This window comes from Streptomyces sp. NPDC002676 (assembly GCF_053592455.1).
Map to the genome: position 1 here is coordinate 19,100 of NZ_JBSFVT010000014.1, position 17,650 is coordinate 36,749.

At 69.9% G+C, this 17,650-nt stretch carries 19 protein-coding genes; 9 read left to right on the forward strand and 10 right to left on the reverse strand.

Annotation, left to right across the window (positions count from 1 at the left end):
• Positions 1-48 precede the first annotated feature (48 nt).
• Complete coding sequence (locus ACWD3E_RS30245; RefSeq protein WP_451390746.1) at positions 49-1,515, forward strand: FG-GAP-like repeat-containing protein; 1,467 nt, start codon at positions 49-51, stop codon at positions 1,513-1,515.
• Positions 1,516-1,615: 100 nt separating this feature from the next.
• The gene (locus ACWD3E_RS30250) at positions 1,616-2,368 is read left to right on the forward strand and encodes a DUF3592 domain-containing protein (protein ID WP_451390747.1); all 753 of its coding nucleotides are present in this window, start codon (positions 1,616-1,618) and stop codon (positions 2,366-2,368) included.
• 12 nt (positions 2,369-2,380) lie between these two features.
• Here ACWD3E_RS30250 and ACWD3E_RS30255 read toward each other — a convergent pair whose 3' ends face one another.
• Both ACWD3E_RS30255 and ACWD3E_RS30260 read right to left on the reverse strand, forming a co-directional pair.
• A complete protein-coding gene (locus ACWD3E_RS30255; RefSeq protein WP_451390748.1) occupies positions 2,381-2,566 on the reverse strand; it encodes a DUF397 domain-containing protein in 186 nt (61 codons plus the stop codon).
• Positions 2,563-3,348 carry a helix-turn-helix domain-containing protein gene (locus ACWD3E_RS30260; protein WP_451390749.1) on the reverse strand — a complete coding sequence of 262 codons (786 nt, stop codon included), beginning with the start codon at positions 3,346-3,348 and terminating at the stop codon, positions 2,563-2,565. The genes ACWD3E_RS30255 and ACWD3E_RS30260 overlap by 4 nt, the downstream gene beginning before the upstream one ends.
• A gap of 145 nt (positions 3,349-3,493) precedes the next feature.
• Between ACWD3E_RS30260 and ACWD3E_RS30265 the strand changes: the two genes are divergently transcribed.
• On the forward strand, positions 3,494-3,895 hold the full coding sequence (locus ACWD3E_RS30265; RefSeq protein WP_451390750.1) for an ATP-binding protein: 402 nt from the start codon (positions 3,494-3,496) through the stop codon (positions 3,893-3,895).
• Here the strand turns inward: ACWD3E_RS30265 and ACWD3E_RS30270 are convergent.
• The gene (locus ACWD3E_RS30270; protein WP_451390751.1) at positions 3,892-4,278 is read right to left on the reverse strand and encodes a VOC family protein; all 387 of its coding nucleotides are present in this window, start codon (positions 4,276-4,278) and stop codon (positions 3,892-3,894) included. The genes ACWD3E_RS30265 and ACWD3E_RS30270 overlap by 4 nt on opposite strands.
• A gap of 73 nt (positions 4,279-4,351) precedes the next feature.
• Here ACWD3E_RS30270 and ACWD3E_RS30275 point away from each other — a divergent pair, with 73 nt between their 5' ends.
• On the forward strand, positions 4,352-5,338 hold the full coding sequence (locus tag ACWD3E_RS30275) for a helix-turn-helix transcriptional regulator (protein WP_451390752.1): 987 nt from the start codon (positions 4,352-4,354) through the stop codon (positions 5,336-5,338).
• A 31-nt stretch (positions 5,339-5,369) separates the two neighbouring features.
• Here the strand turns inward: ACWD3E_RS30275 and ACWD3E_RS30280 are convergent, their stop codons facing one another.
• Positions 5,370-6,050 carry a DUF4232 domain-containing protein gene (locus tag ACWD3E_RS30280; protein ID WP_451390753.1) on the reverse strand — a complete coding sequence of 227 codons (681 nt, stop codon included), beginning with the start codon at positions 6,048-6,050 and terminating at the stop codon, positions 5,370-5,372.
• 194 nt (positions 6,051-6,244) lie between these two features.
• Between ACWD3E_RS30280 and ACWD3E_RS30285 the strand changes: the two genes are divergently transcribed.
• Positions 6,245-7,606: a helix-turn-helix domain-containing protein gene (locus tag ACWD3E_RS30285; RefSeq protein ID WP_451390754.1), complete on the forward strand. Its 1,362-nt coding sequence runs from the start codon at positions 6,245-6,247 to the stop codon at positions 7,604-7,606.
• Between the two features lie 64 nt (positions 7,607-7,670).
• Here the strand turns inward: ACWD3E_RS30285 and argS are convergent, their stop codons facing one another.
• Positions 7,671-9,434 (reverse strand): arginine--tRNA ligase, encoded by a 1,764-nt coding sequence (argS, locus tag ACWD3E_RS30290; RefSeq protein ID WP_451390755.1) that lies wholly within the window; start codon positions 9,432-9,434, stop codon positions 7,671-7,673.
• Between the two features lie 127 nt (positions 9,435-9,561).
• Between argS and lysS the strand changes: the two genes are divergently transcribed.
• Positions 9,562-11,307 (forward strand): lysine--tRNA ligase, encoded by a 1,746-nt coding sequence (lysS, locus tag ACWD3E_RS30295; RefSeq protein ID WP_451390756.1) that lies wholly within the window; start codon positions 9,562-9,564, stop codon positions 11,305-11,307.
• 50 nt (positions 11,308-11,357) lie between these two features.
• Here the strand turns inward: lysS and ACWD3E_RS30300 are convergent, their stop codons facing one another.
• From ACWD3E_RS30300 to ACWD3E_RS30310, 3 genes are all read right to left on the reverse strand, one after another.
• Complete coding sequence (locus ACWD3E_RS30300) at positions 11,358-12,629, reverse strand: DUF2637 domain-containing protein (protein WP_451390757.1); 1,272 nt, start codon at positions 12,627-12,629, stop codon at positions 11,358-11,360.
• Positions 12,630-12,731: 102 nt separating this feature from the next.
• Positions 12,732-13,583 (reverse strand): DUF3558 family protein, encoded by an 852-nt coding sequence (locus tag ACWD3E_RS30305; RefSeq protein ID WP_451390758.1) that lies wholly within the window; start codon positions 13,581-13,583, stop codon positions 12,732-12,734.
• Between the two features lie 111 nt (positions 13,584-13,694).
• Positions 13,695-14,525 (reverse strand): DUF3558 domain-containing protein, encoded by an 831-nt coding sequence (locus tag ACWD3E_RS30310; RefSeq protein WP_451390759.1) that lies wholly within the window; start codon positions 14,523-14,525, stop codon positions 13,695-13,697.
• Between the two features lie 230 nt (positions 14,526-14,755).
• Between ACWD3E_RS30310 and ACWD3E_RS30315 the strand changes: the two genes are divergently transcribed.
• The 3 genes from ACWD3E_RS30315 (at position 14,756) to ACWD3E_RS30325 (ending at position 16,642) form a co-directional block, all read left to right on the forward strand.
• Complete coding sequence (locus ACWD3E_RS30315) at positions 14,756-15,949, forward strand: RtcB family protein (RefSeq protein ID WP_451390760.1); 1,194 nt, start codon at positions 14,756-14,758, stop codon at positions 15,947-15,949.
• A gap of 118 nt (positions 15,950-16,067) precedes the next feature.
• On the forward strand, positions 16,068-16,358 hold the full coding sequence (locus ACWD3E_RS30320) for a hypothetical protein (RefSeq protein ID WP_451390761.1): 291 nt from the start codon (positions 16,068-16,070) through the stop codon (positions 16,356-16,358).
• Positions 16,346-16,642, forward strand: coding sequence for a hypothetical protein (locus ACWD3E_RS30325; protein ID WP_451352812.1), 297 nt, complete (start codon positions 16,346-16,348; stop codon positions 16,640-16,642). The genes ACWD3E_RS30320 and ACWD3E_RS30325 overlap by 13 nt, the downstream gene beginning before the upstream one ends.
• Here the strand turns inward: ACWD3E_RS30325 and ACWD3E_RS30330 are convergent, their stop codons facing one another.
• Positions 16,643-16,822 carry a hypothetical protein gene (locus ACWD3E_RS30330; protein ID WP_451390762.1) on the reverse strand — a complete coding sequence of 60 codons (180 nt, stop codon included), beginning with the start codon at positions 16,820-16,822 and terminating at the stop codon, positions 16,643-16,645.
• Complete coding sequence (locus tag ACWD3E_RS30335; protein ID WP_451390763.1) at positions 16,822-17,598, reverse strand: SDR family NAD(P)-dependent oxidoreductase; 777 nt, start codon at positions 17,596-17,598, stop codon at positions 16,822-16,824. The genes ACWD3E_RS30330 and ACWD3E_RS30335 overlap by 1 nt, the downstream gene beginning before the upstream one ends.
• Between the last annotated feature and the right edge of the window lie 52 nt (positions 17,599-17,650).

A 17,650-nucleotide genomic window follows, 5' to 3' on the forward strand; every position in this document is an offset into this window, starting at 1 on the left:
TCGATGCCTGGCGGCCCAGGCCACCGGGCAGAACCTGTGGGGGGTTCCATGCGCAGAAGTGCGCTCGTCACGGCTGCCGTTGCGGCGGCAGTCGTGTTCGGTGTCACTGGTACGGCCTCGGCCGCGCCGGCCGGCACGGTCACCGCTGCGGCAGCCGCGGGGGCTGCGGGGGCTGCGGGGGGCAGTAACGCCGACTTCAACGGTGACGGTTACCCGGACCTCGCCATCGGCGCGCACACGGCGTCGGTGGGCGACGTCCAGCGTGCCGGGGTGGTGTCGGTGGCGTACGGGTCCGCGACGGGCCTGCGGTACGACACCGCCCAGATCGTCAGCCAGGCCACGCCGGGCGTGCCGGGCGACGCGGTCACCGACGGCAAGTGGCGCGAGGCCACCGCGGCCGGTGACCTGGACGGCGACGGCTTCGACGACCTGGTGATCCACTGGGTCGACAAGAACACCGTCCTGTGGGGCAGCAAGGACGGCATCACCGGCGCCGGGACCGTCCTCCCGGCGGGCAACACGCCGCGGCTGCTCGGCGGCGGGATCGGCATCGGTGACGTCAACGGGGACGGCGTCGACGACTTCGTCAGCCGTGCCATCTACGGCGGCTACGACGGTGGCGGCTCCTCGTACGGCGCCGCCGTGCTGCTGGGCCCGATCGACCGTGCCACCGGCAAGGCCGCCGGCACCTGGTTCCGCGCCAGCGACAGGCTGGACGACCTGGTCATCGGCACCGTCTTCGTGGGCGACATGACGGGCGACGGCATCGCCGACGTGGTCACCAGCGGCTACAAGGGGCTGGGCGGCGGCGCGCCCGCCGGAACGGTGCTGAAGGGCTCGAAGACCGGGCTGGTGAAGGGTTCCGCGTTTCCGGCCCCGTACGTCTACGACGGCGGTCACCACGCGTCGGCCTTCGCCGATCTGGACAAGGACGGTTACCAGGACCTGGTCACCGGGCACGCGGAGACGAACCAGATCTTCGTGACCTACGGCGGCCCCAACGGTGTCAGCACCACCCGCACCTCGCGCTCGTACCAGCAGGGTTCCAGTGGTGTCCCCGGCATGAACGAGACCGGTGACAAGTTCGGCTCCTCGCTGGCCGTCGGCGACACCAACAAGGACGGTTACCCGGACATCGCGGTCGGCATCCCGTACGAGACGGGGCTGGACGACGTGAACTCCAAGGAGTCGGGCGCCATCGACGTGCTGTGGGGCAGCCCGACCGGGGTGAGCACCGTGAACGCCAAGGGCTTCACGCAGAACACCAAGGGCATCCCGAGCACCTCCGAGTCCGGCGACCACTTCGGCTCGGCGCTCGCCCTGCTGGACAGCGACCGTGACGGCGCCCCCGAGCTGTACGTCGGCGGCAACGGCGAGGACGGCTACAAGGGCCGCGTCTGGCACCTGCCCACCGACGCGAGTGGCGTCACCGGCACCGGCGCCACCAGCTTCTCCCTCGGCACCCTGGGCGGGCCGAGCGGGGGCGGCAACTTCGGGTACCGGATGGTGGGGTGACCCACCGGGCCGCACGGCCCGTCGTTTGCACGTGGCTCGCCGGGAAACTTCCGGCGGGCCACGCCTGCAACCCTCCGCTTCTCCCGCTGGTCATCTGATCATGTCCCAGATACTCAACGGCCGAGGATCGTCAGCACAGTTCGACGCCGACGGCGTCCACCTCGAACTCCGCCGCCGGCGTGTCGACATCCCCCTCGTGGCGATCCGTGAGGTCCGTACCACCGAGCGCGTCCTCGTGATCGTGCTCACCGACGGCGCCACCCACCGCGTCCAGGGCGACAACCCGACCGCCACCGCCGCCTTCGCCACCGCCCTCACCGCGAAGCTGCCCCTGCGGCGGGACCAGGACTCCGCGGGCAGCGCCCTCGTCACCACCACCGAGCACGGCGGGAACGCCGACGGCTGGGCCTTCCTGGCACTGCTCGCCGCCTTCCCGCTCGCCTACATCGGATACGCCGTGTGGGTCGGCGTCACCCACGGCGCCCGCGTCCTCGCGGTGATCGTCGGCACCCTGCCCCTCGGCTTCGGCCTGGGGGTCCTCTTCGGGACCGGCGAGGAAACCTTCCGCCGGATCGTCCTGGCCCGGCGCGGCATCACCGTCATCGCCCGCGCGGTCGGCACGGACGGCAAGAAGACCGTCTACCAGTACTCCGATGCCGAAGGACGCGTCCACAAGTACCGCTGCGGGCGCAAGGCCCAGCGCACGCAGCTCGCCTACGATCCGCTCAACCCCGAGCGGGCCGCGCACGCGATGTGGCCGCCCTTCGCCGTGATCAAGTTGCTGACCCTCTTCTGCGGTTCGCTGTTCTGGCTGTACGTCGGCGGCTACCTGGCCTTCAGCCTGCTGTGGTGACCTGCCCGACGGTCACTTGAGGGAAGAGGTGAATGCGGCCCAGGTGGTGGGGGTGAGGCGCAGGGTGCCCTCGTCGGAGGGGTTCAGCTTCGAGTCGCGGACGTGGATGGTTTGGGGGCAGGTGGCGACTTCCACGCACTGGCCGCCCTCGTCACCGCTGTACGTCGACTTGAACCACTGAAGCGCTTCGCTGCTCATTGCTCTCCTAGCAGGCGGTCGAGCAGGCCCATCGAGTCCTGAGTGGTCAGGGCCTGTGACCGCAGCATCGCATACTTGCGCGCCAGGATGGACACCTCTTCTGGGTCGGAAACCCACTGGCTTCCGCGTTGCGACTCGGTGTAGGCGAGGTGCTGGTGGTCTGGGGTTTCGATGAGCGTGAATGGGCCGTTGAGTCCCGCGTGGAAGGGGCTGTCGAGTGGCAGCACCTGGAGTGACACACAAGGGAGTTCGGTCATTTCGCGGAGAGAGCGGAGCTGGTCCCTGCGTACGTCCTTGGTGCCGATCTTCAAGCGCAGCGTGGGCTCCCAAACGACGAAGCTCAGCGTCGGCGGGTACTTGCGGTGCAGGATCTCCTGGCGGTCGAGACGCAGTCGTAGCGTCGTCTCCAGGTCCTCCTCGTCGTACGCCGGAACGCGGTTCTGCAGGACCGCGCGTGCGTACGGCTCGTTCTGGAGCAGACCCGGAATGACGGCGTTGTCGTACCACGACAGGGCGATGGCGACCTTCTCCTGGTCCATGTACTCCTCCGCCCACAACGGAAACTGGTCCACCTCCGGCAGGTTCATCACCCCCGCCGCCAACATCCCCTTCGTTTCCAGGAACTCGTCGAAGATCTCGGCGATGTCCAGTTTCAGTACCCGTCGCCCCTGCTCGATGCTGGCGACCGTCTCCTCGTGCATTCCCAGCGCGGCAGCCAGGGCAGCCTGGCTGAGGCCTTTCGCCCGTCGAGCCGCGGCCAGTTGACGGCCCAGCATCTTCATGGCCGACTGGTTCTTCTTCCGTGTAGGCGTCATGCCTGCTGAACTCCCCACGCTGCCCGTGCACCACCCCGCAGCAACCCGTACAAAAACCCTGTACGGGCTCACTCACTGATCCAGGCTAATTACTCTGCGCCACATTCGCCCTGTGAATGCGCACATTGAACTCCCCTACCAGCGCGACCAGTTCTATGGCCGCGCCCGCCAGTCCGTCCCCGCCGCCAGGCGATTCACGGAATGGTCGCTGGAGTACTGGGGGCTCGGAGCATGGCAACGGGCCGCCGACCTGTCGCTCTGCGTAAGCGAGTTGGCCACGAATGCCCTGCTGCACGGGGTCCCGCCAGGGCGTGGCTTCCTGCTGAGGCTGCGGTACGACGGGGATCTCGTGCGCGCGGAAGTGCACGACAGCGGCCCCGGCACCCCCCTCATCGCGGAGGAACCGGACGAGGGCGGGCGGGGGCTGCTGCTGGTCGCGGCGCTCAGTGACAAGTGGGGGGTCGGGGAGCGCGACCCCGGCAAGACGGTGTGGTGCGAGTTCGGCCTGCCCTAGACCAGCGTCGTGATGCAGAACGGGTGGCCCGCCGGGTCCAGCAGGACCCGCCAGCGGTCGGGCTGCGGCTGGAACCCGGGCTTGGTGGCCCCCAGGTCGAGCAGGTGCTTCTCGGCGGTGTCCAGGTCGTCCACGCCGAGTTCGATGTGCGCCTGCTTCCCCTGCGCGGGGTCCGGCCAGGTGGGCGGGCGGTAGTCGGCCAGGCGGTTGAAGCCGAGGCCGGCCGAGCCCTCCTTGCCGAGCAGGACGAAGTCGTCGCTGGAGTACAGGACCGGGAAGCCGAGCAACTCGCCGTAGAAACGGGCCATTTCGGCGGGGTCGGCGCAGTCGAAGGTGACGGCGGCGTAGCGGAACGCGGGTGCGGACGTGGTGTCTGTGCTCATGAGGAGGACGCTAGAACGTGACCAGGACAGTTCCGGTCCTGGTTGTGCGGGATCGTGTGCCAGACTTCCGGCCGTGCTCAGCTCCTCCGCCCGCCTGCTGCGCCTGCTCTCCCTGCTCGCCGCCCGGCCGTCCTGGACCTGCGCCGAACTGGCCGAGCGCATGGAGGTCACCGACCGGACCGTGCGGCGTGACATCGCCAAGCTGCGGGACCTCGGCTACACCGTCGACTCCGACGCCGGGCCCTGGGGCGGTTACCGCCTCCGCGCCGGATCCCGGGTGCCGCCGCTCATCCTCGACGACGAAGAAGCCCTCGCCGTGGCGGTCGGGCTGCGCGAGGCGGCGCTGAGCGACGCGCTCGGAGGTGACCAGGCCGCCCTGTCAGCGCTGTTGAAGCTCCGTCAGGTGCTGCCCCGACGCGTCGCGGACCGTCTCGGCGAGCTGGACGACGCCTTCGTTCGCCTCCCCGGCCCCGACGCGGCGCAGATCAGACCCGGCCTGCTGCTGGAGCTGGCCACGGCCTGCCGACAGGGTGAGCGTGCCCGGCTGTCGTACACCGACGGAGAGGGGCGGGCCACGGTCCGGGACGTCGATCCGTACCGTCTCGTCCACGCCGGACGACGCTGGTATTTCGTCGCGCGGGACGTGTCCCGGGGGCAGTGGCGGACGTTCCGGGCCGACCGGGTCGACCGCCTCCAGCCCATGGGACAGTCGGCGGACCTCACCGATCCCCCCGACCCGGCACTCCTGGTCTCCCGCAACATCGCGAACGGCCCCTACCCCCTGTCCGTGACCATCCGCCTCCCGCTCCCCCTGGAGCAGGCGCTACGGCTCGTCCCCCCTACCGTCGGCACCCACCGCCCCGACGGTCCGGACGCGACGATCGTCGACGTCGGGGGGCCCGACCCGGACGGCCTCGCCCGCTACCTTCTCGGCCTGGCGACGCCGCTGCGCGTCCTCGAACCGGAGTCGGTACGGCAGGCACTCGTACGCCGTACCCGGGAACTCCTTGAGGCTCATACGCATGAGGGCGGGACGCACGACAGCCCGCCCTCGAAGTGAGAGCGGGCTGTGCGTGAGGCACCTCGGACGCCTACGCGGCGGAGAGGGCGTCGGCCGCGGAGGGCTCCCACACCGAGATGTGCGGGGCGTGAACATGTGCCTTCACCGGGATGCGAACGGTGTCGCCGCCGTCCAACTTCACGGTCAGGTAGGAGGTATTGCGGCCCGCCCCCGGGGCGTCCTGCTGGTCGAGCGCGACGCCCTCGAAGTTCGCCTGGCCGGGGCGCAGGATGTTGGGCCCGCCGCCGATGCCGTCGGGGGTGGTGGCCCGGATGCGGCCGTCGAAGGTGACCAGGCCGATGATGCCGAGGTCGCAGGGGGCGCCGCTGGTGTTCTTGGCGGTGATCAGCAGATGGTTGAGCGGCTGTGAGACCGGCGCGGCCGTGATCGTCAGCTGGCCGGCCCGGCACAGCCCCGGCCGGGTGCCGGTGCCCGAACCGGACGCGGTGCCCGCACCGTGCGAGCCGGTCTGCTTCGCGGCCGTGGGCACGGCCTTGACCGTGCCGCCGCCCCCGCCCGTGGTGCCGGCGGAGCCGTGCGAGGCCCCGGCGCTGGGCGTGGCCGAGGCGGGGGAGTGGGACGGTGCCGAGGCGGCGGTGGCCGTGCCGGTGGGGGCGGCGGAACCCGTGTCGGAACCGGAGTTGCAGGCGACGAGGGCGAGGGAGCCGAGGGCCAGGGTGGCCGCGGAGGTCAGAACGCGCTGGACGGACATGTGGTGCTTCTCCCGTTGGGTGGTTCGGTCGGGGCCGGATCGGGTGAACCGGCCGATGACCAGAACCGTGCGGCCTGATCCGTCCCACCCGCCATATTTCCCGGGCAGTTGGGAACCCTGGAACGGTTCCAACCCGTCTGAACTGGGGAAACAACGTGGCCTGGAACGCCGTTCCGGGACGGTGGGGAGAGGCGATGGCCGACGAGTCCCGGGAACTGGCGGAGCTGCTGCTCGCGTTGAAGGAGCGGTCCGGCCGTAGCTATGGCGTGCTGGGCAAGCGGCTCCACGTCAGTACGTCGACGCTGCACCGCTACTGCAACGGCACGACGGTGCCGAACGAGTACGCGCCGCTGGAGCGGTTCGCGCGTGTGTGCGGAGCCACCCCCGACGAGCTGGTGGAGCTGCACCGCCGATGGATCCTGGCGGACGCCGCGCGCCGGAGAGGAACGGAGGCGCCGGGTGCGTCCGGGGCCCGCGAGGAGGACATGGCCGAACCCGCCGCCGGTCTCGACGAAGTGACTGCTCCCGATGTCACGGATGCCGCCACGGGCGAGCCGCCGGTTCCGGACGCGCTCATGGACCTCTCGCCGGTGACCCCGCCCGCCGCCCGGCCCCGGCGACGGCGAGCGGCCGTCGTGGCCGCTATCGCCGCGAGCGCCGTCACCGTCTCGGCGGCCGTGGTCGCCGTGGCCGCGCAGTCCGGCTCGGACTCCGGCGGCGGGCACGCATCCGCGGTGCACGCGGGCGGACGGTCCGTCGCGGCGCGCCACGCGGCGACCCCCTCCGGCCGTGCCACGGCCAGAACCTCCGCCCCGGCCTCCACCGGGTCACCGTCCCCGTCGGTGGACGCCACACCCTCGGCCAAGGCCACGGCGGACGCCCGCGAGTCCTCGGACGGCGGCAGCACGGACGCCGGCACCACGCAGCCGTTCCACGTGAACGTCCTCACGAACAACTGGGACAGCCCCTGCGACCAGTGGTTCCTCCTCCAGCGCCCGCCCGGCAGCGTGCCTCCACCACCGGCGAGTCAGGCCACCGACGGCTGGGCCGCCGCGCTCGGTGCCGTACCGGCCGGGCACCTGCGGCTCCAGGTCACCGTGCAGGGCAGCAGCAGCCGGCCCGTCGTGCTGCACGCGCTGCGTGTCGTGACCACCAGCACCCGTACGGCCTCGAAGGGGAACGCCTACATGATGGGCAGCGGGTGCGGCGGCGACCTGGCACCCTCCTCGTTCGCCGTCGACCTCGACACACCGTCCCCGAGCGCCAAGCCGGTGCCCGGTCACGAGGGCAACATCGAGACGCGGGCGACGAACTTCCCGTACAAGGTGTCCGTCGACGACCCGGAAGTCCTCAACATCGACGCGAGCACCGTCACCAAGGACGTCGGCTGGTACCTCGAACTGACCTGGAGCAGCGGCGACCGGCAGGACACGGCCCGGATCGACGACCACGGAAGACCGTTCCGCACCGTCGGCATGCACGGCGACGAGGCCTACTGGTACAACGCCGCCGGTGTCGGCCAGTGGGAGCCCTACACCGGCCCGGACGCGGGTTAGACGGGCGCGGCCCCGGCCCCTCCGAGGAGTGGGCCGGGGCCGCGCGGACATGACGTGGTGGGTCTCAGAGCTTCTCGGGCGTCCTGATGCCCAGCAGGGCCATGCCCTGGTGCAGGGTGCGGGCCGTGACGTCGCACAGGAAGAGGCGGTTCTCCACCTGCTCCGGCGTCTCGGCCTTCAGGACCGGGCACTTGTCGTAGAACGTCGTGTACAGCGACGCCAGCTGGTACAGGTACGCCGCCAGCTTGTGCGGGGCGTACTCCGCCGCCGACTCCGCCACCGTCTCCGCGAAGGCGTCGGCGTGCAGGCCCAGCGCCCGCTCCGCGTCCGCCAGTTCCAGCTCCGGGTGGGCCGCCGGGCGGACCTCGCCCGCCTTGCGGAGGATGGACTGGATACGGGCGTACGCGTACTGGAGGTAGACGGACGTGTCGCCGTTCAGCGAGACCATCTGGTCCAGGTCGAACTTGTAGTCCCGGTTCGCCGACGTGGACAGGTCCGCGTACTTCACCGCGCCGATGCCCACCTGGGCACCCCGCTCGGCGATCTCCTCCGCGGACAGGTCCTGGGCCTTCTCCCGGACGACGGCCGACGCGCGGTCGATCGCCTCGTCCAGCAGGTCGACCAGGCGGACCGTCTCGCCCTCACGCGTCTTGAACGGCTTGCCGTCCTTGCCGAGGACCGTGCCGAACGCCAGCTGCATCGCCGTGACGTCCTCGCCCAGCCAGCCGGCCCGCCGCGCCGTCTCGAAGACCATCTTGAAGTGCAGGGCCTGACGGGCGTCCACCACGTAGACGAGCGTGTTCGCCTTCAGGTTGAAGACACGGTCGCGGATGGCCGACAGGTCGGTCGCCGCGTAGCCGTAGCCGCCGTCCGACTTCTGGACGATCAGCGGGACCAGGTTGCCGTCCGGGCCCTTGATGTCGTCGAAGAAGACGCACAGGGCGCCCTCGGAGCGGACCGCGACGCCGGACTCCTCCAGGAGGCGGCAGGTCTCGGCCAGCATGTCGTTGTAGCCGGACTCGCCGACGATGTCGGGGTCCCGGATCTCCATGTCCAGCTTCTCGAAGACGGAGAAGAAGTAGATCTTCGACTCGTCCACGAACTTCTGCCACATGGCAAGCGTGTGCGGGTCGCCGGCCTGGAGGTCCACCACCCGGCGGCGCGAGCGCGTCTTGAACTCCTCGTCCGCGTCGAACTTCTTCCGCGCGGCCTTGTAGAGGCGGTCGAGGTTCGACATCGCCTCCTCGCCGGAGATCTGGGCAGCCTTGTGGTCCAGCTCGTGCGGGTGCTCGTCCAGGTACTGGATGAGCATGCCGAACTGGGTGCCCCAGTCGCCGATGTGGTGGCGCCGGACCACGTTCTCGCCCGTGAATTCGAGGAGCTGCACGACCGAGTCGCCGATGACGGCGGACCGCAGGTGGCCGACGTGCATCTCCTTCGCCACGTTCGGCTGCGCGTAGTCGATCACCGTCGTGCCCGGGTTCGCGGCGAGCGGCACGCCGAGGCGGCCCGTCTCGTCCGCGTACCGCGCGGCCAGGTTCTCCGTGATCGCCCGGTCCGAGACCGTGATGTTCAGGAAGCCGGGGCCGGAGACCTCGATGTCCTGGATCACGCCACCCGATTCGACCTGCGCGACGACCTGCGTCGCCAGCTCCCGCGGGTTCGACTTGGCCTTCTTGGCCAGCGCGAGGATGCCGTTGGCCTGGAAGTCCGCCCGGTCGCTACGTCGCAGCAGCGGGTCGGCGTCGGCGGCCTCCGGCAGGGTGGCCGTGAGGGCGGACGCGAGGCGCTGCTGGACGGAATCGCTGAGGGACGTGACCGAGGCCATAGGAATGGGTGCCGTTCTCCTCGTGGGGATGGATAGTCCCGGCCAGTATCCCACGGGAGGTAAAGCGGTTTTCGCGGTCGCATCCCGGTCTGTGAGAATGGAGTATCACCCGTTCAGAAAGAAGGACGTGCCGATCGTGGCTCAGAGCACCGAGACCACCGACTGGGTCTCCCGTTTCGCGGATGAGGTCATCGAGGAGTCGGAGCGCCGGGCCCCGGGCAAACCGGTCGTCGTCGCGTCCGGACTCTCCCCCTCCGGGCCGATTCACCTCGGCAACCTCCGCGAGGTCATGACCCCGCACCTCGTAGCCGACGAGATCCGGCGGCGCGGCCACCAGGTCCGGCACCTGATCTCCTGGGACGACTACGACCGCTACCGGAAGGTGCCGGCGGGCATCGCGGGCATCGACGAGTCGTGGGCCGAGCACATCGGCAAGCCGCTGACCTCCGTCCCGGCACCGAAGGGCTCCGCCTACCCGAACTGGGCCGAGCACTTCAAGGCCGCGATGATCGAGTCGCTGGCCGAGATGGGCGTCGAGTTCGACGGGATCAGCCAGACCGAGCAGTACACCTCCGGTGTCTACCGCGAGCAGATCCTGCACGCGATGAAGCACCGAGGCGACATCGACGCCGTCCTCGCCCAGTACCGGACGAAGCAGAAGCCCGCCGCCAAGAAGCAGCAGCAGAAGCCCGTCGACGAGGCCGAGCTGGAGGCCGAGGAGGGCTCGGGCGCGGCGAGCGAGGACGACGGCAGCTCCGGCTCCGCCGGGTACTTCCCGTACAAGCCGTACTGCGGCAACTGCGAGAAGGACCTGACGACCGTCACCTCGTACGACGACGACACCACCGAGCTGTCGTACACCTGCAACGAGTGCGGCTTCTCGGAGACCGTCCGGCTGAGCGAGTTCAACCGCGGCAAGCTGGTCTGGAAGGTCGACTGGCCGATGCGCTGGGCGTACGAGGGCGTCGTCTTCGAGCCCAGCGGCGTCGACCACTCCTCGCCGGGGTCCTCGTTCCAGGTCGGCGGGCAGATCGTCGGGATCTTCGGCGGCAAGCAGCCGATCGGCCCGATGTACGCCTTCGTGGGCATCAGCGGCATGGCGAAGATGTCGTCCTCGCGCGGTGGGGTTCCCACTCCCGGCGACGCCATGAAGATCATGGAGCCGCAGATCCTGCGCTGGCTCTACGCCCGCCGCAAGCCCAACCAGTCCTTCAAGATCGCCTTCGACCAGGAGATCCAGCGGCTGTACGACGAGTGGGACAAGCTCGCGGCCAAGGTCGCCGACGGTTCCGCCCTCCCGGCCGACATGGCCGCGTACACGCGTGCCGTCGGCACCGCCGCCCATGAGCTGCCGAAGACGGCGCGCCCGCTGCCGTACCGCACGCTCGCGTCCGTCGCCGACATCACCGCCGGGCACGAGGACCAGGCGCTGCGCATCCTGAGCGAACTGGACCCCGACCAGCCGCTGGCCTCCCTCGACGAGGTCCGGCCCCGGTACGACAAGGCCGAGGCGTGGATCAACACGCACGTGCCGGCCGACCAGCGCACCATCGTGCGCGAGGAGCCCGACACCGAGCTGCTGAAGTCCCTCGACGAGGCGTCCCAGCAGTCGGTACGGCTGCTGCTCGACGGGCTCGCCGAGCACTGGTCGCTGGACGGGCTGACCCACCTCGTCTACGGCGTGCCGAAGGTGCAGGCCGGGTTCTCGGCCGACGCCACTCCCAAGGAGCTGCCGCCGGAGATCAAGACGGCCCAGCGGACGTTCTTCGCGCTGCTGTACCACCTGCTGGTCGGGCGTGACACCGGTCCGCGGCTGCCCACGCTGCTGCTGGCGGTCGGGCAGGAGCGGGTGCGGCGCCTGCTCGGCGAGTAAGCCGTAAACGAAAGGGGCCCTCTTCCGAGGGCCCCTTTTCGTGTGCGTGCCTACGCGATGTGGTCCGCTTCGAGTTCCTGGTTGAAGCGGTTGGTGAAGTGGCTGACCATGCGCTTGGCCTCCGGAACGTCGAGGCTGGTGCCGAACTCCGCCTGCACGTTGTCGGCGAACTGGCCGGGCGTGGGGTAGCTGCCGTTTATCGACTGGCGGAAGACCTGGTAGTAGGCCTCCTCGTCCGGCTCGGCCGGCGGGGTGCCGCCGCCCTCGCCCAGTTCACGGGTGCGGTTCGGGCCCACCGGGATGGGGAAGCTGCCGGTTTCCTCCGGGGAGGGCTGCTGGAAGTCTTCCGGCTGCTGCTCCTCGTACCACTCCTCGTACTCTTCCTCCGGGACGTACTGGGGCTCCGGGGGCGGTTCGTAGGCGGGGTCGTAGTTGCCGTGGTACTCGATCTCGCGCTGGGCGTGGAACCAGGGGCTCTCTTCGTCGACCGGGGGGTTTTCCGGCTGCCCGGTGCGCTGGCCGGGCAGTTGGGGGCGCTGCTCGCCGGGAGGTGCCGTTCTCTGTGGGACGGGCGCTGCCCCAGCGGCACGACCGCCCGCAACCACAGGCGCTACGCGAGGCATCAGCGTCGGCTCTATCCCAGCCGCCGCCAAGCCCGCCGGTGCCGTCTGTGCCAGGGGCACGCCGTAGCGGGCCAGGCGCAGCGGCATCAGGGACTCGACCGGCGCCTTGCGCTTCCACGCACGCCCGAAGCGGGCGTGGAGGCGGGCCTGGTAGACGAGACGCTCCTGCTCCAGCTTGATGACCTGGTCGTAGGAGCGCAGCTCCCACAGCTTCATGCGGCGCCAGAGCAGGAACGTGGGGACCGGGGAGAGCAGCCAGCGCGTGATGCGCACGCCCTCCATGTGCTTGTCGGCCGTGATGTCCGCGATACGGCCGATCGCGTGCCGGGCCGCCTCGACGGCGACGACGAAGAGCACCGGGATCACCGCGTGCATGCCCACGCCCAGCGGGTCCGGCCAGGCGGCGGCCCCGTTGAAGGCGATCGTCGCCGCCGTCAGGAGCCAGGCCGTCTGCCGCAGCAGCGGGAACGGGATGCGGATCCAGGTCAGCAGCAGGTCCAGGGCCAGCAGGACACAGATACCCGCGTCGATGCCGATCGGGAACACATACGCGAAGTTCCCGAAGCCCTTCTTGAGTGCCAGCTCACGGACGGCTGCGTACGAACCGGCGAAGCCGATGCCGGCGATGATCAAGGCGCCGCCAACGACCACGCCGATGAGAATGCGGTGCAACCGAGTCAGCTGCGGTGGCGCGGCCACTCGTACTCCCCTCCCATTGCGTGCTCTTGCGCGCTACAGGGTGGCACATGTGTGCGTCGAACGCGGTACCGGTCCTTCCGGTCGGCCCCGGTCGCCCTCTGATCAGGCCTTCTTCGCGGCCGACTTGGAGGGGGACGCGGAGGGCGTCGTCGACGAACCGGCACCCGCACCACCGTCGTTGGCCCGCGACACCGCCGCCACGACCTCCTTGACGGCCTTCTCCGCGGCCTTGGCCAGCTCGGCGCCGTCCGGGGTCTTCTCGCCCGCGAGACCGGCACCGTTGTAGTCGAGGGTGACGACGACGTTCTCGACGCGGGAGACGACCGTCTGCTGCTTGAAGGCGCCTTCCTTCTTCTTCAGGTCATAGCGCACGACCATCGCCTCGTCGCCCGCCCCGGACATCGGCGTCGAACTGGCGTGCGTGGCACCGGTCACCGCCTCGGCGCCCTTGACCTGCTGGTTGTAGTAGGTGTGCGCCTGGGTGTTGCCGGAGCCACGGTTGGCGTCCGAGTCGAAGCGGAGCAGGGAGACGTTCAGCCAGCGGAACTGCGAGCCCTTGACGCCGTTGTTGTCCAGGCTGCTCCAGGAGCAGGACGAACGGGACGCCGTGTCGTCGGTGGCGCCCTCCTTGGCGGAGCCGGTGCCCTTGGGGACGAGGGCGCCCAGGGTCTTGGCCGACAGCACCGAGCACGGCTTGGGCAGCTTCTTGAACGCGGCGGGCTGCACGGTCGGGGAGGCGCTGGCGGAGGGCTTCTCGGAGACGCCGGCGCTCGGCGAGGCGCTGTCGCTGCCCTTGCCCTTGCTGTCGCCCGAGTCGGAGGAGCAGCCGGCGGCGATCAGCACCACGGGGACGGTGGCCGCGCAGACAAGGGCGCGGCGGAGGCGCTTGGCTCGCTGGTCACGGTGGGCACGGTCGACTCGCTGGGCTGCTCGCTGCATGGTTCCTTCACTCATGACGCCGGGTGTTCGTGCGGGTTCCTGCGGGGCCACCGTACGCGGTGAAGGAGCTGCGCGGTTTCCGTTCACGCGCTTTGCGGGCGGCGGCGGAAGCGGCCGCGGGGGGCGTCAGGCGTTGAGTGCGCCGTCCAGTTGGGAGGCCAGATTTCGGGCCCTGTCCTGCATTTCCTTGCTGTCCGGGGCCGCGCCGACGGTCATCGGCTGCTCCTCGTACTCGATGGTGACGATGACGTTGGACGTGCGGAACACCACAGTCACCGTCCGCTGTTCGACCGTCGAACCGGAGTCACCGACCTGGTCGTCCAGGTATGCCTCGTCGCCGAGTCCGGACAGCACGCGGGGCTGGAGGTCGGCGGAGGAGGACGGGTCGCCACTCGGGGTGCCTGTGGAGGTCGAGGGCGCCGACGAGGAGGACGTCGGGGAGTGGGAAGCGGAGGGAGTGGAGGCCCCGGTGGTGGGCGTGGTGGGCGTGGTGGGCGTGGCGCTGGGGCCGGGGATGCCGGCCGCCGTCCGCTTGTCCTGGAACAGGTTCATCGCCTGGTCGTCGTCACTGACCGTGTTGTCGTACGACACCACGCGCTCGAAGTCGACGGAGAGCCGGTCGGTGGCCCCGGCGGAGTCGACCTTCCAGCGGCAGCCCACCTTGCGGTCGGTGTCGTAGGTGAGCGCGGCGTCGCCGGCGTAGGCCTTGTCGCGCTGCTGCGGGTCGGCGATCTGCTGGATGCCGGGCAGCAGCGTGTCGAGGGTGTCGTGGTCGACCGCACCGCAGGGCTCGGGGAGGCTGCGGTACCGGCCGGGCTGGGCCGCGACCGTGGCCGTGCCGGCGCCGTCCGGGTTGGCGTCGTCCGCGGGGCTCTCCCCGCCGGAGCCGCTCGTGCAGCCGGCCAGCAACGCCGCGAGGAGGGCGGCGGTACCGGTTACGTACGCCTTCCGCTGCACGGTCGGGCTCCTCTCGACGTGGGCGATCCGACGGTGCGCGATCGCTCGGTGCTCCAGTGTCCCCGCTGGTTATTCGCTTGCCGCAGCGGGGCGTCCCCTGGAGACAATGTGTATCGCACGCACTGCTGTGAACGCCGGTCCCATGTCCCTTTTCGACGACCTTGGCGCTGCTTTTGCGTTTTGCTGCTCTTAAGCCTTTTTGTTGTTGTTTTCGGGGGAACGAGGAAGATATGTCGTACGTAGAAATGCCGGGCGCCAAGGTCCCGATCCGCATGTGGACGGACCCGGCGACGGTGGAGGACGTGGCCCTGCGGCAGCTCCAGAACGTGGCCACCCTGCCGTGGATCAAGGGTCTGGCGGTCATGCCGGACGTCCACTACGGGAAGGGCGCGACGGTCGGGTCGGTCATCGCCATGAAGGACGCGGTGTGCCCGGCGGCGGTGGGTGTGGACATCGGCTGCGGGATGTCCGCGGTGAAGACGTCGCTGACGGTGAATGATCTCCCCGGAGACCTGTCCCGCCTGCGCTCGAAGATCGAGCAGGCGATTCCGGTGGGGCGGGGGATGCACGACGACCCCGTCTGGCCGGGAGAGTTCCATGGTCTGGCCACCGCTGGGTGGGACGAGTTCTGGGGGCGGTTCGACGGGGTCGCGGAGGCGGTGAAGTTCCGGGAGGAGCGGGCGCACAAGCAGATGGGGACGCTCGGAGCGGGCAACCACTTCATCGAGGTCTGCACGGACACCGAAGGCGCCGTCTGGCTGATGCTGCACTCCGGTTCCCGGAACATCGGCAAGGAACTCGCCGAGCACCACATCGGCGTGGCCCATAAGCTCCCGCACAACCAGGGCCTGGTCGACCGCGACCTCGCTGTGTTCATCGCTCAGACCCCGCAGATGGCGGCGTACGAGCACGATCTCTACTGGGCTCAGCAGTACGCGAAGTACAACCGGTCGCTCATGATGGCACTCCTCAAGGACGTGATCCGCAAGGAGTTCAAGAAGGCCAAGGTGACCTTCGAGCCCGAGGTGAGCTGCCACCACAACTATGTGAGCCGGGAGCGCTACGAGGGCATGGACCTGCTCGTCACCCGCAAGGGCGCGATCCGGGCGGGCTCCGGCGAGTACGGCATCATCCCGGGCTCGATGGGCACGGGGTCGTACATCGTGAAGGGCCTCGGGAACGAGAAGGCCTTCAACTCGGCGTCCCATGGCGCGGGTCGGCGTATGAGCCGTAACGCGGCGAAGCGTCGCTTCTCGACGAAGGATCTGGAGGAGCAGACGCAGGGAGTGGAGTGCCGTAAGGACTCCGGCGTCGTGGACGAGATCCCGGGTGCGTACAAGCCGATCGATCAGGTCATCGACCAGCAGCGGGACCTCGTGGAGGTCGTGGCGAAGCTGAAGCAGGTCGTGTGCGTCAAGGGCTGACGCGAGAGGCCCCCGGTTGCCACCGGGGGTCTTCCTTGCCGTGAGTCACCGCAACCGCGTCGGCCCGCTTGCTGTCTACCTCCTCGCCGGGCAACCGTCTGTCGGGGAGGGCCAGTTGATGAAGCACACAGGTAGGCGTGCGGGGATATGGGCCGTCGGGCTCGTCGTGGTCGCGGGGAGTCTGCTCGCGGGGTGTTCGCAGAAGTACAACGACGAGCGGGGGAAGGGGGACGCCCCCGTGCGGGGGCGGGCGGGGGACAACACGCCTGCCGAGGTCTACAACATGCCCGACGGCTTCGGGAACCTCGCCACCAAGTGTGTGGGGCACGGGTTCCGGGCGTATGTGACCACCAACGCGTCCGGGCCGTCGAACGTGCAGATCGTGGAGGACAAGGCGTGCGCCGGCTGAGCGCCGTACTCGGTGTCTGCGCCGTGCTGCTGCTCAGCGGGTGTTCCCGGCAGTACTACGACGAGCGCGGCAAGGCGGACGCGCCCGTGAAGGGGCGCGCGGGAGAGAACAGCGCCGCCGAGGTCTACAACTTCCCGGACGGCTTCGGGAACCTCGCCACCAAGTGCGTGGGCAAGGGGAAGCGGGGCTACGCCACGACCAAGTTCGTGCAGGCCGAGGACGAGGACGACGTCAAGATCGTGCCGGCGAACGCCGTCATCGTCGACGACCCCTCGTGCCCCTGATCAGTGCCCGTGGCGTACGGCGTAGATCATCACGAACGCCAGGATGTGGATGCCGAAGAGGAAGTACGCCAGGAAGTACCAGACCTGGCGTTCGTCCTTCTTCTCCTGGGCCAGGCGGCGCTTCTCGGCGGATTCCGGGATGCCGGGGGACTCTGCGGGCTCCGAGGACTGCTGTGTCATCACAGTTCCCTGTGCACCTTCGTGTTGGACGCCTGGGCGCGCGGGCGCAGGACGAGGAGGTCCACGTTGACGTGGCTGGGGCGGGTGACCGCCCAGGTGATCGTCTCGGCGACGTCGTCGGCGGTGAGGGGCTCGGCGACGCCCTGGTAGACCTTCGCGGCCTTGTCCGCGTCGCCGCCGAAGCGGGTCAGCGCGAACTCGTCGGTCTTGACCATGCCGGGCGCGATCTCGATGACCCGCACCGGCTGGCCGACGATCTCCAGGCGCAGCGTCTCGGCGAGGACGTGGGCGCCGTGCTTGGCGGCCACATAGCCCGCGCCGCCCTCGTACGTGCCGTGCCCGGCGGTGGAGGACACCACGACCACCACTCCGTCGCCGCTCGCGACCAGCTTGGGCAGCAGGGCCTGGGTGAGGTTCAGGGTGCCGATGACGTTCGTCTCGTACATCGTGCGCCAGTCCGCGGGATCACCGGTGGCCACCGGGTCCGCGCCGAGCGCGCCGCCCGCGTTGTTGACCAGGACGCCGATCGTCTTGAAGGCCGTCGCGAACTCGTCGACCGCCGCGCGGTCGGTCACGTCCAGCGGGTAGGCCGTCACCGAGTGCCCGGCCGCGCCCAGCTCCTCGGCCAGCTCCTCGATGCGGTCCTTGCGGCGGGCGGTGAGGACCACGCGGTAGCCCGCCGCGGCGAGCTGCCGGGCCGTGGCGGCGCCGATACCGCTGCTCGCACCGGTGACGACGGCGATGCGGGAGGCGGCGGACGGGGCGGCGGTGGCCATGGGCAGCTCCGGGCTCGTTCGGTGGCGTGTTCGGTGGTCGGGCTCTGTCCAA

What these genes read in the sequence shown, in the direction of transcription:
- ACWD3E_RS30280 (WP_451390753.1), bottom strand. Translation starts at nt 6,050, where the DNA reads ATGTCCGTCCAGCGCGTTCTGACCTCCGCGGCCACCCTGGCCCTCGGC.
- ACWD3E_RS30305 (WP_451390758.1), bottom strand. Translation starts at nt 13,583, where the DNA reads ATGAGTGAAGGAACCATGCAGCGAGCAGCCCAGCGAGTCGACCGTGCC.
- ACWD3E_RS30255 (WP_451390748.1), bottom strand. Translation starts at nt 2,566, where the DNA reads ATGAGCAGCGAAGCGCTTCAGTGGTTCAAGTCGACGTACAGCGGTGAC.
- argS (WP_451390755.1), bottom strand. Translation starts at nt 9,434, where the DNA reads ATGGCCTCGGTCACGTCCCTCAGCGATTCCGTCCAGCAGCGCCTCGCG.
- ACWD3E_RS30270 (WP_451390751.1), bottom strand. Translation starts at nt 4,278, where the DNA reads ATGAGCACAGACACCACGTCCGCACCCGCGTTCCGCTACGCCGCCGTC.
- ACWD3E_RS30320 (WP_451390761.1), top strand. Translation starts at nt 16,068, where the DNA reads ATGAAGCACACAGGTAGGCGTGCGGGGATATGGGCCGTCGGGCTCGTC.
- ACWD3E_RS30250 (WP_451390747.1), top strand. Translation starts at nt 1,616, where the DNA reads ATGTCCCAGATACTCAACGGCCGAGGATCGTCAGCACAGTTCGACGCC.
- ACWD3E_RS30245 (WP_451390746.1), top strand. Translation starts at nt 49, where the DNA reads ATGCGCAGAAGTGCGCTCGTCACGGCTGCCGTTGCGGCGGCAGTCGTG.
- ACWD3E_RS30315 (WP_451390760.1), top strand. Translation starts at nt 14,756, where the DNA reads ATGTCGTACGTAGAAATGCCGGGCGCCAAGGTCCCGATCCGCATGTGG.
- ACWD3E_RS30330 (WP_451390762.1), bottom strand. Translation starts at nt 16,822, where the DNA reads ATGACACAGCAGTCCTCGGAGCCCGCAGAGTCCCCCGGCATCCCGGAA.
- ACWD3E_RS30260 (WP_451390749.1), bottom strand. Translation starts at nt 3,348, where the DNA reads ATGAAGATGCTGGGCCGTCAACTGGCCGCGGCTCGACGGGCGAAAGGC.
- ACWD3E_RS30335 (WP_451390763.1), bottom strand. Translation starts at nt 17,598, where the DNA reads ATGGCCACCGCCGCCCCGTCCGCCGCCTCCCGCATCGCCGTCGTCACC.
- ACWD3E_RS30285 (WP_451390754.1), top strand. Translation starts at nt 6,245, where the DNA reads ATGGCCGACGAGTCCCGGGAACTGGCGGAGCTGCTGCTCGCGTTGAAG.